The organism is Streptococcus sanguinis (genome assembly GCF_900635155.1).
Taxonomy (GTDB): Bacteria; Bacillota; Bacilli; order Lactobacillales; family Streptococcaceae; genus Streptococcus; species Streptococcus sanguinis_G.
Genome location: NZ_LR134002.1, coordinates 2332441 through 2347641, shown reverse-complemented (window position 1 = coordinate 2347641; position 15201 = coordinate 2332441). Strand labels below are relative to the sequence as shown.

Here is a 15201-nt window from a genome sequence, read left to right as displayed (position 1 = left end):
GGTATGATATTAACAACAAAAAAACCAGCTCTTATTCAAAGAAAACTGAACTTCAATTTTCTTTGGGTATTAGTTTAATAAAAAGGAAAAGAGGAAACTGTGGATGTCTAACTGGGACACTAAATTTTTAAAAAAAGGTTTTACCTTTGATGATGTGCTGCTGATTCCAGCTGAAAGCCATGTACTGCCCAATGATGCTGATTTGAGTACCAAGCTTGCTGAGAATCTGAATTTAAATATCCCAATCATTACTGCTGCCATGGACACCGTTACAGAGAGTCAGATGGCCATCGCTATTGCCCGTGCCGGCGGTCTTGGAGTCATCCACAAAAATATGTCTATCGAGCAACAGGCTGATGAAGTTCGAAAGGTTAAACGTTCTGAAAATGGCGTTATTATTGATCCTTTTTTCCTAACACCTGAGCATACTATTGCTGAAGCAGATGAATTGATGGGACGTTACCGTATCAGTGGTGTTCCTGTTGTCGAAACTCTTGAAAATCGTAAGTTGGTTGGTATTCTAACCAATCGTGATTTACGTTTTATTTCTGACTTCAATCAACCTATTTCTCGTCATATGACCAGTGAGAATCTTGTCACAGCTCCTGTTGGTACAGATTTAGGAACTGCAGAGCGCATTTTGCAGGAGCACCGGATTGAAAAATTGCCTTTGGTTGATGAAAAAGGCTGCCTTTCAGGTTTGATTACCATTAAAGATATTGAAAAGGTTATTGAGTTTCCAAATGCTGCTAAAGATGAGTTTGGCCGTCTCTTGGTAGCTGGTGCTGTCGGTGTTACTTCAGATACTTTCGAACGTGCGGAAGCTCTCTTTGAAGCAGGTGCAGATGCGATTGTTATTGATACTGCACATGGCCACTCAGCTGGAGTTTTGCGTAAGATTGCAGAGATTCGTGCTCATTTCCCTGATCGCACCTTGATTGCTGGAAATATTGCAACTGCTGAAGGTGCACGCGCTCTTTATGAAGCAGGTGTGGATGTTGTTAAGGTCGGAATTGGCCCAGGTTCTATCTGCACAACCCGTGTCATTGCTGGTGTTGGTGTTCCTCAAGTAACGGCTATTTATGATGCAGCTGCTGTAGCGCGTGAATATGGAAAAACCATCATTGCTGATGGTGGAATCAAGTACTCCGGAGATATTGTCAAAGCCTTGGCTGCTGGTGGAAATGCTGTTATGCTGGGTTCAATGTTTGCAGGAACAGACGAAGCGCCAGGTGAGACAGAAATCTTCCAAGGTCGGAAATTTAAGACTTACCGTGGAATGGGATCTATCGCCGCTATGAAGAAGGGCTCTAGTGACCGTTACTTCCAAGGTTCTGTCAATGAAGCGAATAAGCTAGTTCCAGAAGGAATTGAAGGTCGTGTGGCATACAAGGGAGCTGCTGCAGATATTGTCTTCCAGATGCTGGGTGGTATCCGATCTGGTATGGGTTATGTTGGTGCTGCAAATCTGCAAGAACTTCACGATAATGCTCAGTTTATTGAAATGAGTGGTGCTGGATTGAAGGAAAGCCACCCTCATGATGTGCAAATTACAAATGAAGCCCCTAACTATTCAGTTCAATAAAAAATAAAACGAGGTCGGGAATTTTTCCCAACCTCTTTTTAAATTTACGATTTAAATTGACATATTTTTACAATTCAAAAGGCTATAAAAGCTATTCTAACAACAATTCGATATAATTCGTTTACAACATAAGCAAGATCTTGTAAATGAAATTTACAAAAACGTAAATCTCATGTAATGCTAGGATTGAGATATAATTTGTCCTTGCTGAATGGTGAAAATTTTAATATCTTGTGGAAGATTTTTTAAATGTTCTAAAGTTGTTGTAGTGATGAAAGTTTGAATATCCTGAGAGATAGTTTCTAATAATTTTAGTTGACGGTTATTGTCAAGTTCGCTCATTACATCGTCAAGCAACAAAATAGGCGTTTCCTTCGTAATGCTTTCTATTAACTTGATTTCGGCTAGTTTCAGTGATAAAACAAGACTGCGATGCTGACCTTGACTACCAAAGTTGGCATCCATCTGGTTGATAAAAAAAGCAATATCATCACGATGGGGACCAACTCCTGTATTTTTTTTGAATAGGTCACGTTTACGGCTGCTTAATAAGGAAGAGCAGTAAGTTTCTTCTAAATTGTCAATTTGGTGTAAAGGGATAGATGACAGATACTTGACAGTCAATTTTTCTAGATTCTGAGAGATGTCCCAGTGCTTGTCTTGAGCAAAGCTTTCTAATTTTTGCAAAAAATCCAACCGATGCCTTATGACACGACAGCCATAGTCAACCAGCTGCTCATCAAGGACAGTCAAGAAGGTTTCATCAACTTTGTCATTAGCTTTCAGATAGGCATTGCGTTGTTTGAGGATATGGTTGTAATTGGATAAATCTGATAGATAGACAGGCTTGATTTGTCCGAGTTCAATGTCTATAAATTTACGGCGTAGACTGGGGGAACCTTTAATCAACTGTAAATCTTCAGGAGCAAAAAGAACAACATTCATAGTTCCAATGTAGTCTGATAATTTACTTTGTTTCAAGTGGTTGACTTTTGTGATGCGACCTTTTGGTGTCAAGTTAATGTCAAGGGGAACTTTACCAGTCTTTTTTTCTAAGATGCCAGAGACAAGGAGGTCATTTTCTGTAAAATGAATCAGATCCTTATCTGAGCGTGTGCGGTGGCTTCTTGTCAAGGCTAGGAAATAAACAGCTTCTAAAATATTGGTTTTACCTTGTGCGTTCTGGCCTAGAAAGACATTTAATCCAGGATGGAAGTCAATATCAGCTTCCTGATAATTTCGGAAATGCTTGATTTTTAATGATTGCAGCCACATGATTAGATACCAGGGAAGCGAACAGGGCTTTTAGTAGTTTTCTGCTTTTTAGGTAGCCCTGTATTCTTACGCTTTTCTTTTTTAGAAGTCTGAGATTTTTTTAAATCCTTATTCATGGCTTTGACAAGTTCAGCAACTCTTTTTTTTTCTGCGATTTCTTTCTGGTGTTGCAGAATTTCTTCTTGACTAGGAGCTGTCAAATCAATTTCAATTCCTTGATTGGGAAGGGAAATCCTGTCATTGACACGGAGTTTTTTTCCCCGGCGATTTTCTGGCTCGCCGTTAAAAAGGACTGGATATTCACTTAGAAATGTTTTAATTGCTCCGCCGCTTTGGATAATTCCTGTTTCTTTTAAAAGCGCTTGTAGCGTGATGTAGTCATCAAATAATTTATATTCCATATTTCACCTCAACCCTGTCATTATACCACATTTGTTAGTAAAAAGTGCTGAGGTGCTTTGGATAAAAGCGGAAATTTTCTCCTGTTATCAGAAAACGTTTTAATCAGCAAAAAGCTTGGTAGAACAAACAAATCAGAGGCATTTCATGATATAATAGTAGTCTATATTATTCAGTATGAGGGGCGTCATGGAAATCACTAAAGGAGTTCGTCTCCATTTTATTCAATCAGAAAAATTTAAAACAAACAAAATTAGGGTTCGTTTTTCAGCGCCTATGTCCAAAGAAACAGTAGCTGGTCGGGTTTTAACAGCCAGCATGCTAGAGACTGTCAATACGGTTTATCCTACTTCGCAAGCCTTCAGAGAGCGTTTGGCCAATTTATATGGTGCTGATTATTCAACGAGTCTTTCAAGGAGAGGATTGGTGCATTATTTAGATATCAATCTTTCTTTTGTGCGGGATAAATTTTTGAGTCGTAAGAATGTCCTGACAGATGCCATGCTTGATTTTTTGAAAGCCAGCTTGTTTTCTCCATTGGTAAGTCAGGACGCTTTTGATGAATCTGCTTTTGAAATTGAGAAGAAAAATATCTTGAATGATTTGGAAGCTGAAATTGAGAATCATTTTTATCATGCTCATCGAGAATTAGATAAACTCTTTTATGAAGAAGAGGAAATGCAGATGCCTCGTGTTGGGACGATTGAATTAATCCAGAAAGAGACCGCTGCAAGTAGTTTTGCTGCTTTTCAGCAGATGCTTGAGGAAAATCAGATTGACTTTTTCTTTATTGGGGACTTTAATGAAGTGGCTGTTCGGGAGAAAATTCAATCTTTCAATTTTGCGCCTCGCCAGCAAGAACTTCAGCTAGTTTATCAGCAAGAATATTCCAATGTTTTGCGAGAAGGACTGGAGCAGAAGGATGTGCATCAGTCAATTATTGAGTTGGCCTATCACTTCCCTATTCAGTACGGAGAGAGTGAACACCTGCCTTTGGTCGTTTTAAATGCTTTGCTAGGTGGCTTTGCCCATTCGAAATTATTTGTCAATCTTCGTGAAAAGGAAGGGCTAGCTTATACAATTTCTAGCAATTTTGATATTTTTTCAGGAATGATGCGGATTTACGCTGGTATTGACCGCAGCAATCGGACCAGAACAGTTGCTTTAATCAACCGGCAAATTGTTGATTTGAAGCGTGGGAATTTTAGTCTGGAAGAACTGAATCAAACCAAGAAAATGCTAAGAAATTCGGTATTGTTAGCTCAGGATCGACAGAATACAATCTTAGAGAGAGCTTATATGTCTTCTGTTTTAGGGAAAAAATTCTTATCTCTTGAAGCTTGGCTGGAAGCTTTGGAACAGGTTCATAAAGATGATATTGTCAAAGCAGCTGGTCAGTTAAAATTACAAGCTATTTACTTTATGGAAGGAAAATAATGCAGGGAGAAGTGCTAGAAAAAATCAATTATTCAGCAGTGGGAGAAACTGTTTATCAGACAGTCTTGGCAAATGGTTTGCGTGTTTTTCTTCTGCCTAAAAATGATTTTAATGAAACTTATGGGATTATCTCAACTAATTTTGGTTCAGTGGATACAGGGATTGTTTCACGTGAAACCAAGCAGGTCACTCAGTATCCGGCTGGAATAGCTCATTTTTTGGAACATAAGCTTTTTGAAGGTCCGCAGGGAAAGGATCTGCTGCTGGAATTTACTAAGCTAGGGGCTGAGAGTAATGCCTTTACAAGCTTTACTCGGACTAGCTATCTGTTTTCTGCAACGGATAATATTTCAGAAAACCTACATCTTTTGCAAGAACTGGTGCATCGGGCTGATTTTACAAAAGGATCCATTTTGCGGGAACAGGATATTATCGGCCAAGAAATTGAAATGTATCAAGATAATCCGGATTATCGTCTCTTTTTTGGAGCCTTGGCCAATCTCTATCCTCAAACACCTCTGGCAGAAGACATTGCAGGAACGAAAGAGTCTATCTCTGAGATTACCGTCGAAAATTTGAAGGAAAATTTCAATAACTTTTATCATCCTTCTAATATGACTTTGTTTGTGATTGGTAATTTTGATTTGGAACAGATAGCTGCTGAGATTGCAGAACAGCAGGAAAAACTAGTTTTTGCTGGGAGTTCGGAAGCTATTGAAAAAATTCCTGTGCGCCTTCACCCAGTGGTGTCAACAGACACCTACCGAATGGAGGTGGCTAGTCCAAAACTGGCAGTTGGGATTCGAGGGACAGACTTTGTTGATGAATCGGAGTTGTATCGCTATAAAATCACTTTGAAACTCTTATTTGCCATGATGTTTGGCTGGACTTCCAAGCGTTTCCAGTCCCTCTATGAAAGTGGGAAAATGGATAATTCTTTAACGCTGGAAGTGGAAGTAGAAAAAGATTTTCACTTTGTCATGTTGACGATGGACACTCAGGAGCCGGTGGGACTTTCTCATCAATTTCGCTCAGCCATCAAGAATTTTGACAAGGATTCGGATGTAACAGAAGAGCATTTGGATACGATTAAAAGTGAGATGTTTGGTGATTTTCTGCATGGTTTAAACTCGCTTGAGTATATTGCAACCCAATATGAACCTCAGTTGATGGGTGAGAATCTGTTTGATTTGCCGAAAATTTTACAGGACATCAGCCTGAATGATGTGATAAAACTAGGTCATCGATTTATCGATCAGTGTGATATGACAGATTTTACTATTTTTCCAAAATAATTCCAGAATCGTTTCTAAAATTTTGTTAAAATAGTGAAGAATAGAAATAAGGGAAAAGTAAGTATGAGAAAAAAAACGATAGGAGAAGTGTTGAAGCTTGCCCGGACCAATCAAGGGCTGAGCTTAGAGGAATTGTCAAAAAAGACAGATATCCAGCAGGATTTGCTGGAAGCGCTGGAACGAAATGACTATGATTTGCTTCCTAGTCCTTTCTATGCCCGTAGCTTCTTGCGGAAATATGCTTGGGCTGTAGATTTGGATGAATCCATTATTCTGGAGGCTTACGAAGCTGGTGAGATGATTGTCTTTGATGAAGTGGCACTGGCAGCAGATGAGGAATTCAGGAGCAGAAAAAATAAAAATAAAAGCTCTTTTCTGCCCTTATTCTATTTTCTCTTGTTGGCTTCAGCTATTGCTGCTTTCGTAGCTTATTATATCTGGAGCTATGCTCATACTAATTCGGTAAGTTTCAAAGCATCTAACAGCAATTATAGTCTGGTTTCCTCTAAAAGCATTAACAGTCAGAAGAGTTCCTTTTCTTCGATTGATTCTAAGTCAGTTTCTTCCTCAGTTAGCAAATTGACAGTTAGTGGAAGCGGAGAGAATTTGATTGCTGAGTATAGCGGAGCAAGTCAGCCTGTCAAAGTGACCGTTTCTGTGGAGCAAACGACCAATTTGGTAAGTATAAGCGATTCAGAACTAGCCGAAGGTATCACCTTATCTCCTGAAAAATCAAGCCAGACGGTTTCTCTTGAGCCAGGCAATAAGTATCTTATTACGTTAGCACCTGTTAAAGGAGCAACTGTGACGATAGAGGGACAAAAACTAGATACTTCGGCTTTGACTAGCGATAGCGGAACCATTAGTTTGAACATTACGAAAGGATAAAAACGAAGGGAATCCCATGAAAAAAGAAAATATTCCAAATGCCTTAACTCTTGTTAGAATTGCTTTAATCCCTGTATTTGTTGTGATTTTAACATTCGGTCATTCTTACACCATGCATATTTTAGCAGCTTTTATCTTTGCTTTTGCCAGTATAACTGATTATCTAGATGGCTATTTGGCTCGAAAGTGGGAAGTGGTAACAAATTTTGGTAAATTTGCTGATCCCATGGCTGATAAGCTTTTAGTGATGTCTGCTTTTATCATGTTGATTGAGATGAAAATGGCTCCTGCCTGGGTTGTGGCTATTATTATTTGCCGGGAATTGGCAGTAACAGGTCTGCGCTTGCTTTTAGTGGAAACAGGCGGTACAGTTTTAGCAGCTGCTATGCCAGGTAAAATCAAAACCTTCACGCAGATGTTTGCTATAATTTTTCTTCTGATTCATTGGACTCTATTAGGACAAATCCTTCTGTATATCGCTTTAATCTTTACGATTTATTCTGGATATGACTACTTCAAGGGAAGTGCCTATCTCTTTAAAGATACCTTTAAATAATATGGAAAATATCATCGAAGTAAGAAATCTTAAGTACAAATACTATAGTGAGTCTGAGAATTACACCTTAAATGATGTCTCCTTTCAAGTAAAAAAAGGGGAATGGCTGTCCATTGTCGGTCATAATGGCAGCGGAAAATCAACCACAGTTCGTTTGATTGACGGTCTTTTAGAAGCGGAAAGCGGAGATATTATTATCTCAGGCGATAAGCTGACAGCTGAAAATGTCTGGGAAAAACGCAGACAGATTGGTATGGTATTCCAAAATCCAGATAATCAGTTTGTTGGAGCAACTGTAGAAGACGATGTAGCCTTTGGTTTGGAAAATCAAGGACTAGACTATGATCTGATGGTAGAGCGAGTCCAGCAGGCATTAGAGCTTGTTGGCATGCAGGATTTTAAGGAGCGTGAACCAGCTCGTCTTTCCGGAGGGCAGAAACAGCGGGTAGCTGTTGCAGGTGTCGTAGCTCTGAGACCGGATATTATTATTTTGGACGAAGCAACTAGCATGCTGGATCCAGAGGGACGTTTGGATCTTATCCGAACCGTGAAAAAAATTAAAGATAGTAATCAGCTGACCGTCATTTCTATCACTCATGACCTGGATGAAATAGCCTTAAGCGACCGTGTTTTGGTCATGAAAGAGGGTCAGGTTGAGTCTACCGCTACTCCGAGAGAACTTTTTTCTCGAGAAGATTTGGAAGAGCTAGGATTGGATCAGCCGTTTGTTAATCAGGTAAAGGCGGCTTTGCGTCAGTCAGGGTTTCCTCTGCCAGACTCTTACTTAACAGAAAAAGAATTGCAGGATCAACTATGGGCATTACTCTCAAAAATGTAAGTTATACTTATCAAGCTGGCACCCCTTTTGAGGGACCAGCGCTTTTTGGAGTGGATTTGGAGATAAAATCGGGCAGTTATACAGCTCTTATCGGGCATACTGGCAGCGGTAAGTCAACCATTCTCCAGCTTTTAAATGGCTTGCTGGTTCCTAATCAGGGCAGTGTTGAAGTAGGCAGTACAGTCATCACGGCTGATTCTGTCAATAAAGACATTAAACAGGTGCGCAAGAAGGTCGGTCTAGTCTTTCAATTTCCGGAAAGTCAAGTTTTTGATGAAACAGTTTTGAAAGATGTGGCTTTTGGGCCTCAGAATTTTGGTGTTTCTAAGGAAGAAGCCGAAGCTTTGGCGCGTGAAAAATTGCACTTAGTCGGAATTTCTGAGGATTTGTTCAATCGCAGTCCTTTCGAACTTTCTGGTGGCCAGATGCGCAGGGTGGCCATAGCAGGTATACTGGCCATGGAGCCTGATATCTTGGTTTTGGATGAGCCGACAGCAGGACTTGATCCATCCGGTCGAAAAGAACTGATGAGGCTCTTTGAAGAGCTGCATCGTGCCGGTATGACAATTGTTTTGGTAACTCACCTAATGGATGATGTAGCCAACTTTGCTGATACAGTCTATGTTTTAGATAAGGGCAGAGTCGTCAAGAGCGGTCAGCCTGCTCAGGTCTTTCAGGATCTTGATTTTATGGAGAGTATTCAATTGGGTGTTCCCAAGATTACAAAATTTGCTCACGAATTGGCGGAGAAAGGGATGAATTTCTCGCACTATCCTATTACAATTGAAGAATTCAAGGAGATCTTGCATGGATAAGTTGATTTTAGGCCGCTATATTCCCGGAAATTCAATTATTCATCGTTTGGATCCGCGGAGCAAGTTGCTAGCGATGTTTCTTTTTATTCTATTAATTTTCTGGGCTAATAATCTTGTTACCAATCTGCTGTTGTTTGTTTTCGTTTTTAGTTTGGTCTTGCTGTCTAAGGTTCCTTTGAAGTTCTTTTTAAAAGGGATCCAGTCCATGGTTTTTATCATAGCTTTTACCACCTTGTTCCAGCTATTTTTGACCTCAGGAGGCGCTACAATTTTTCAGTTTGCTTTTATCAGAATTACAGAAGCAGGACTGTCACAGGCTGGTATTATTTTTAGCCGCTTTATTCTGATTATTTTCTTTTCTACTCTTCTGACTCTGACAACAACGCCCTTAAGCTTGTCCGATGCGGTTGAGTCTTTGCTGAAACCTCTGAAAGTTTTTAAGGTGCCAGCACATGAGATTGGCCTGATGCTCTCTATGAGCCTGCGCTTCGTTCCAACTTTGATGGATGATACTACTAGAATTATGAATGCCCAGAGGGCGCGTGGTGTTGACTTTGGCGAGGGAAAGCTTGTTCAAAAGGTTAAATCTATTATTCCCATTCTAATCCCTTTGTTTGCTTCCAGTTTTAAAAGGGCAGATGCTCTAGCAATCGCCATGGAAGCGCGCGGCTATAATGGAGGTGAAGGGCGGACACGTTTTCGCCGCTTGGCATGGAAAAGAAATGACAGCTTGGCTATTATTAGCTTACTTATATTAGGTGTTCTGCTTTATATATTGAAAAACTGACCTATTGTTTAAAGTGTTTTTAGAGAATAGTATAAGTTAAACTTGTCTATTTTTTGCTTGGTCAAAGAAAATATTTGGCAAAAAAGCTCTAAAAGTCTGTTTTTAACGTCTAAACTAAATGTTCTTGTAACGTTTGACTTGGTAATGTAACTTTTTGGTAATATTTTATGTGTAAGATAGTATTATCACCGAAAGGAGAATTACATTTTAATGAACAAAAAAACAGCAAAATGGACTTTAACAGGTGCAGTCGCTGCAGCGGCTTTCTTGGTTTCAGGTATTGCAAATGCTGAGACCTATACAGTTGAAGCCGGTGATACTTTATCAGCTATTGCTAACGAAAAAAATACAACTCTTGAGAAATTAGTAGAGTTAAACAAGATTGCAGATCCAAATCACATCCGTGTTGGTCAAATCTTGGAACTTGGAAATAGTGCCAAAACGTCTGAAACAAGCGTAGCAGCAACTGCAACTCCCGTAAATAATTATGCAGCACCTGCAGCAACAGCTAATTCAGCAGCAACTTCAGGAGGCCTTGTACTTAGCAATGGTAATACCGCTGGTGCAACTGGTTCTTATGCAGCATCACGTATGGCAGAAATGACTGGTGTTCCTGCATCAACTTGGGAAGCTATCATTGCCCGTGAATCAAATGGTCAAGTAGATGCTTACAACCCTTCAGGTGCTAGTGGTCTTTTCCAAACAATGCCAGGTTGGGGTTCAACAGCTACTGTTGATGATCAAATCCAATCAGCATATAGCGCCTATAGTGCTCAAGGACTTTCAGCTTGGGGTTACTAAGATAAAACTAAAAAAACCACAGAATCCCTGTGGTTTTTTTAGTTTACATAAAATTGACAATTTATAAGCAGAAAATGGTAGTGTAGATAAAGATTTAAAGATAACAATCTTATCTAGATTGACAGCTATGTAAAGTTATGAAAAGTGTTCGTTTAATATTTTTAAAATGTGTTTGGGAGAATGAGCCAGGAAATCTGCTCCATTTTCTAGTAACTCTTTTTGGCTGCCAAAGCCCCAAAGGACTCCTAGAGTTGAGATTCTTACTTCTTTACCGCCAATTATATCAAACTTTGTATCGCCTATAATTATGGTTTCTTCTGGATTTGCATCTAGTGTTTGCAGAGCTCGGCGCAGAACATCTGCTTTGTGAAATGAATCTGGCAGTGAGCCAAAAATATCATCAAATTGCTCAGAAATAGCTAGATTTGCTAATAAATCTTGTGCTGTGGGTTGATTCTTACTCGTTGTTACATAAATCTGATAACCAGCTTCTTTTAACTGTGTCAGCAATTCTGGTATCCCCTCATAGAGGCGGACATCCCAGATGCCTTTTTCCTTATAGAAACTGCGATAATAATTAATCGCTTCTGGAACTTGGCTTTCTTCAAGAACAGAGGCGAAGCTTACTTCCAGAGGCGGTCCCATAAAACTTTTTATAATACTTTCTTCAGGGCACTCTTTTCCAAGTTGTTTGAAGCTGTATTCAAAGGATTCTTGGATGCCCTTTGAACTGTCAACTAGGGTTCCATCCAAATCAAAGAAGATATATTTTAAATGACTCATCTTGTCTCCTTGTTTACTATCTAGTAAATCTACTTGACAAATTTGTCAAGGTTATTCTCCAAAGATTTCTTTTGAAAGTCTGCGGCCAGTTGGTGTTGTGGCTAGACCGCCTTCAGCTGTTTCTCTGAAAGCAGTAGGCAGACTTGACCCGACTTGATACATAGCGTCAATGACTTCGTCAACAGGAATTTTAGATTCGATTCCCGCAAGAGCCATATCAGCTGCAATAAAGGCGTAACTGGCTCCCATAGCATTTCGCTTGACACAAGGCACCTCCACTAGACCAGCTACTGGATCACAAATCAAGCCCAGCATGTTTTTAATGACAAAACAAATAGCTTGACTGGCTTGAAAAGGTGAACCTCCAGCAGCTAAAGCTAAAGCAGCTGCACTCATAGCAGAAGCGGAGCCAACCTCAGCTTGACAGCCACCTTCAGCACCCGAAATTGAGGCGTTATTGGCAATAACTAGGCCAAAAGCGCCTGCAGCTAATAAAAAGTTTAGCTGTTCTTCTTCTGAGAGTCCTAATTTTTCAATGGCTGATGTAAGAACAGCTGGCAGACAGCCAGCACTGCCGGCAGTAGGTGTTGCACAAACCAGTCCCATTTTAGCATTATGCTCATTGACAGCAATAGCATTTTTTGCAGCAGTCAGCACAGTGTGATCTGACAAAGCCTTTCCTGACTGAATATAGTGGTCAAGTTTTGCTGCGTCACCACCAGTCAATCCGCTGCGAGACTTGCTCTCATCAAGTCCAAGAAGGACAGAGGCTTTCATGACTTCCAGATTGCGACCCATCAGTCGCAGGACTTCATCTCTTTCACGACCAGTTAATTCATACTCGGTAGCAATCATCAATTCAGCAACATTTCCTTGGTAATCCAAGTCAGCTTGCTCTACCAATTCTTTGATGGAATAAAACATATTTTCTCCTATTTAAAGAAATTCACATTATGCAGATGAGGAATATTGCGAATCTCATCGATGGCTTCCTCGCAGCTACGGCTGTCAACTTCAATAATCATAATCGCTTTTTCTCCAGCCTTCTCACGTGTGACATTCATCTGAGCTATATTGATATTGTAGCGTGACAGAGCTTCGGTGACATGGGCAATCATGCCTGGGACATCTTGGTGGACAATAATGATGGTCGGAGTATTCATGCTCAGAGATACTGAAAAGCCATTCAACTCTGTTACCTGAATGTTGCCGCCACCGATAGAGACTCCAGTCACACTGATTGTTTTACGGTCATTTTTAATTGTAATCTTTGTCGTATTGGGGTGGGGAGCATTGCTGTTCTTTTGAATCGTCCAGACAATCTTGATACCGCGTTTATGGGCGATTTCAAGGCTGTTAGGAATCTCTGGATCATCTGTATCCATACCTAAAATCCCTGCTACAAGAGCTAAGTCAGTTCCGTGACCTCGGTAAGTTTTGGCAAAAGAGTTAAAGAGCTGGAATTCTACTTCTGTTGGCTCATCGTTAAAAATAGAGGAGACAATTTTTCCGATACGAACGGCGCCTGCTGTATGACTGCTTGATGGGCCTATCATCACAGGTCCGATAATATCAAAAACAGATTGAAATCTTAGTGAAGTCATGATTTCTCCTTGCAGCTTATTTATTATTTTCATTATAACAAAGTTAAGGGCTTTCTGCTGATTTTTTAAATGAATTAAAAGTACATATTATAAAATTTCGTTAGATAGGAAAGTAAGTGAGAAAATCAATATATTTACAAAATTGTAAACATAATTTACAGTTAATAAATTTAGTTAAATTTCTGATTTGTTTTCCTAGTCCTTTCGTGCTATAATAGGCCTTGCTCAAGCGACCTTCAATCGTTGAAAGCACAGCACGACCTTCAATCGTGAAATAACGAAAAGATGGGAGAACACAATGAGTGATAACTCTAAGATTCGTGTCGTTGTTGGTATGAGCGGAGGCGTCGATTCATCAGTAACTGCTTTGCTCTTAAAAGAGCAAGGTTATGATGTAATCGGCATCTTCATGAAAAACTGGGACGACACAGACGAATTTGGTGTCTGTACAGCCACAGAAGACTACAAGGATGTAGCTGCTGTTGCAGATCAGATTGGCATTCCTTACTACTCTGTCAACTTTGAAAAAGAGTACTGGGATCGCGTTTTTGAATACTTCTTGGCGGAATACCGAGCTGGTAGGACTCCAAATCCAGATGTCATGTGTAACAAGGAAATCAAGTTTAAAGCCTTCCTTGACTATGCCTTGACACTGGGTGCAGATTACGTTGCAACAGGTCACTATGCTCAGGTGAAGAGAGACCAAGATGGCTTGTTTCACATGCTGCGTGGCAAGGACAACAATAAGGATCAGACTTACTTCCTAAGCCAACTGTCACAGGAACAACTGCAAAAAACTATGTTTCCTCTGGGTCATTTAGAAAAGCCAGAAGTTCGAGCGATTGCTGAAAGAGCTGGTTTAGCTACCGCTAAGAAAAAAGACTCGACAGGTATTTGCTTCATTGGTGAGAAGAATTTTAAAGAATTTCTGAGTCAATATTTACCAGCCCAGCCTGGTCGAATGATGACCTTGGAAGGCCGAGATATGGGCCAGCATGCTGGGTTGATGTATTATACCATTGGCCAGCGAGGTGGTCTTGGAATTGGTGGTCAGCACGGCGGAGATAATGAGCCTTGGTTTGTTGTTGGAAAAGACCTCAGCCAAAATATTCTTTATGTGGGTCAGGGCTTTTATCATGACAATTTGATGTCAACCAGCCTTGACGCTAGTCAGGTTCATTTCACAAAAGAAATGCCAGAAGAATTTACTATGGAGTGTACAGCTAAGTTCCGTTATCGTCAGCCGGATTCTAAGGTGACAGTTACTGTAAAGGGTGACAAGGCAGTTGTCAACTTCGAACAACCACAAAGGGCTATTACTCCAGGTCAAGCAGTCGTCTTCTATGATGAAGATGAGTGCTTAGGTGGCGGTTTAATTGACAATGCCTACCGTGATGGCAAGGTTTGTCAGTATGTCTAACTGGAGTTAAATAAAAACGATGAGTTCTCAATTTTTTTATGCATTTATGGCATTTTTCGCTATAATGAACCCAATTTCAAATCTTCCTGCTTACATGGCTTTAGTAGCAGATGATAGTCAAAAAATTTCACGAAAAATTGCTTTTAGGAGTCTTTTGATTGCCTTTGTTATTGTAACTGTTTTTATCTTTTCAGGAGATTTCATTTTTAAAGTATTTGGAATTACAATTGTTTCTTTCAGAATTGCTGGTGGAATATTAGTGGCCGTTATCGGTTATCATATGATTAATGGTAATCATTCACCCAGCTATAAAGGAATGGAGCAGCAAGCAGTAAATTCAGATCCAATGTCTATTGCTATTTCTCCTCTTGCAATGCCACTTTTTGCGGGACCAGGTACAATTACAACTGCTTTAAGTCTGGCTAATGGAGGTTTGCAGAATCAACTGATAACCGTAGTTGCTTTTGCTCTACTATGTGTCATCACTTATCTCCTGTTAAGAAGTGCAAAACAAATTGCAGGCTTCTTGGGAGAAAATTTGATGAAAATTATAACGAAAATGATGGGACTTTTACTATTCTCGATAGGAATACAGATGATTATCGTCAGTGTGCAGACCTTGCTCAAACAGTGATTTGCATTGACAAAACGATTTGATTTGATAAAATAGCTTTAACAATAGTCATGATGGTCAAAGCTCATGGATGTTGCAGGCTTT

16 protein-coding genes are annotated in these 15201 nt (G+C 39.9%); 11 read left to right on the top strand and 5 right to left on the bottom strand.

What is annotated here, in order from left to right; genetic code table 11:
- The first annotated feature begins 103 nt into the window (after window positions 1-103).
- Window positions 104-1585 (top strand): IMP dehydrogenase, encoded by a 1482-nt coding sequence (gene guaB / locus ELZ47_RS11775; protein ID WP_125331299.1) that lies wholly within the window; start codon window positions 104-106, stop codon window positions 1583-1585.
- 180 nt (window positions 1586-1765) lie between these two features.
- Here the strand turns inward: guaB and recF are convergent, their stop codons facing one another.
- Together recF and yaaA are read right to left on the bottom strand one after the other, a co-directional pair.
- On the bottom strand, window positions 1766-2860 hold the full coding sequence (recF, locus tag ELZ47_RS11770; protein ID WP_125331298.1) for a DNA replication/repair protein RecF: 1095 nt from the start codon (window positions 2858-2860) through the stop codon (window positions 1766-1768).
- Between the two features lie 2 nt (window positions 2861-2862).
- A complete protein-coding gene (yaaA, locus tag ELZ47_RS11765) occupies window positions 2863-3261 on the bottom strand; it encodes a S4 domain-containing protein YaaA (RefSeq protein WP_125331297.1) in 399 nt (132 codons plus the stop codon).
- 187 nt (window positions 3262-3448) lie between these two features.
- Between yaaA and yfmF the strand changes: the two genes are divergently transcribed.
- The 8 genes from yfmF to ELZ47_RS11725 all read left to right on the top strand — a co-directional run bounded on the left by yfmF (window position 3449) and on the right by ELZ47_RS11725 (window position 10676).
- Entirely contained in the window at window positions 3449-4696 is a 1248-nt protein-coding gene (gene yfmF / locus ELZ47_RS11760; protein ID WP_331852793.1) for an EF-P 5-aminopentanol modification-associated protein YfmF, read from the top strand.
- The gene (gene yfmH / locus ELZ47_RS11755; RefSeq protein ID WP_126436085.1) at window positions 4696-5991 is read left to right on the top strand and encodes an EF-P 5-aminopentanol modification-associated protein YfmH; all 1296 of its coding nucleotides are present in this window, start codon (window positions 4696-4698) and stop codon (window positions 5989-5991) included. The genes yfmF and yfmH overlap by 1 nt, the downstream gene beginning before the upstream one ends.
- Before the next feature lie 33 nt (window positions 5992-6024).
- Entirely contained in the window at window positions 6025-6879 is an 855-nt protein-coding gene (gene rodZ / locus ELZ47_RS11750) for a cytoskeleton protein RodZ (RefSeq protein ID WP_126436084.1), read from the top strand.
- A 16-nt stretch (window positions 6880-6895) separates the two neighbouring features.
- Window positions 6896-7435 (top strand): CDP-diacylglycerol--glycerol-3-phosphate 3-phosphatidyltransferase, encoded by a 540-nt coding sequence (pgsA, locus tag ELZ47_RS11745; protein ID WP_002899412.1) that lies wholly within the window; start codon window positions 6896-6898, stop codon window positions 7433-7435.
- 1 nt (window position 7436) lies between these two features.
- Window positions 7437-8273 carry an energy-coupling factor ABC transporter ATP-binding protein gene (locus ELZ47_RS11740; RefSeq protein WP_164549622.1) on the top strand — a complete coding sequence of 279 codons (837 nt, stop codon included), beginning with the start codon at window positions 7437-7439 and terminating at the stop codon, window positions 8271-8273.
- Window positions 8249-9088, top strand: a complete 840-nt coding sequence (locus tag ELZ47_RS11735; RefSeq protein ID WP_002894262.1) for an energy-coupling factor ABC transporter ATP-binding protein — start codon at window positions 8249-8251, stop codon at window positions 9086-9088. Before ELZ47_RS11740 ends, ELZ47_RS11735 begins: the two co-directional genes overlap by 25 nt.
- Complete coding sequence (locus tag ELZ47_RS11730) at window positions 9081-9875, top strand: energy-coupling factor transporter transmembrane component T family protein (RefSeq protein WP_126436082.1); 795 nt, start codon at window positions 9081-9083, stop codon at window positions 9873-9875. Before ELZ47_RS11735 ends, ELZ47_RS11730 begins: the two co-directional genes overlap by 8 nt.
- Window positions 9876-10085: 210 nt before the next feature.
- Window positions 10086-10676, top strand: a complete 591-nt coding sequence (locus tag ELZ47_RS11725; protein ID WP_002894257.1) for a LysM peptidoglycan-binding domain-containing protein — start codon at window positions 10086-10088, stop codon at window positions 10674-10676.
- Window positions 10677-10811: 135 nt separating this feature from the next.
- On the opposite strand, the gene ELZ47_RS11720 is transcribed toward ELZ47_RS11725, so the two are convergent.
- The 3 genes from ELZ47_RS11720 to sdaAB are packed head-to-tail and all read right to left on the bottom strand — an operon-like array spanning window position 10812 to window position 13063.
- Window positions 10812-11459 carry an HAD family hydrolase gene (locus tag ELZ47_RS11720; protein ID WP_126436081.1) on the bottom strand — a complete coding sequence of 216 codons (648 nt, stop codon included), beginning with the start codon at window positions 11457-11459 and terminating at the stop codon, window positions 10812-10814.
- Between the two features lie 51 nt (window positions 11460-11510).
- Entirely contained in the window at window positions 11511-12383 is an 873-nt protein-coding gene (gene sdaAA / locus ELZ47_RS11715; RefSeq protein WP_126436080.1) for an L-serine ammonia-lyase, iron-sulfur-dependent, subunit alpha, read from the bottom strand.
- A gap of 8 nt (window positions 12384-12391) precedes the next feature.
- A complete protein-coding gene (gene sdaAB, locus ELZ47_RS11710; RefSeq protein ID WP_126436079.1) occupies window positions 12392-13063 on the bottom strand; it encodes an L-serine ammonia-lyase, iron-sulfur-dependent subunit beta in 672 nt (223 codons plus the stop codon).
- 298 nt (window positions 13064-13361) lie between these two features.
- Between sdaAB and mnmA the strand changes: the two genes are divergently transcribed.
- Together mnmA and ELZ47_RS11700 are read left to right on the top strand one after the other, a co-directional pair.
- Entirely contained in the window at window positions 13362-14483 is a 1122-nt protein-coding gene (gene mnmA, locus ELZ47_RS11705; protein WP_126436078.1) for a tRNA 2-thiouridine(34) synthase MnmA, read from the top strand.
- 19 nt (window positions 14484-14502) lie between these two features.
- On the top strand, window positions 14503-15117 hold the full coding sequence (locus ELZ47_RS11700; RefSeq protein ID WP_002894248.1) for a MarC family protein: 615 nt from the start codon (window positions 14503-14505) through the stop codon (window positions 15115-15117).
- Window positions 15118-15201: the final 84 nt, after the last annotated feature.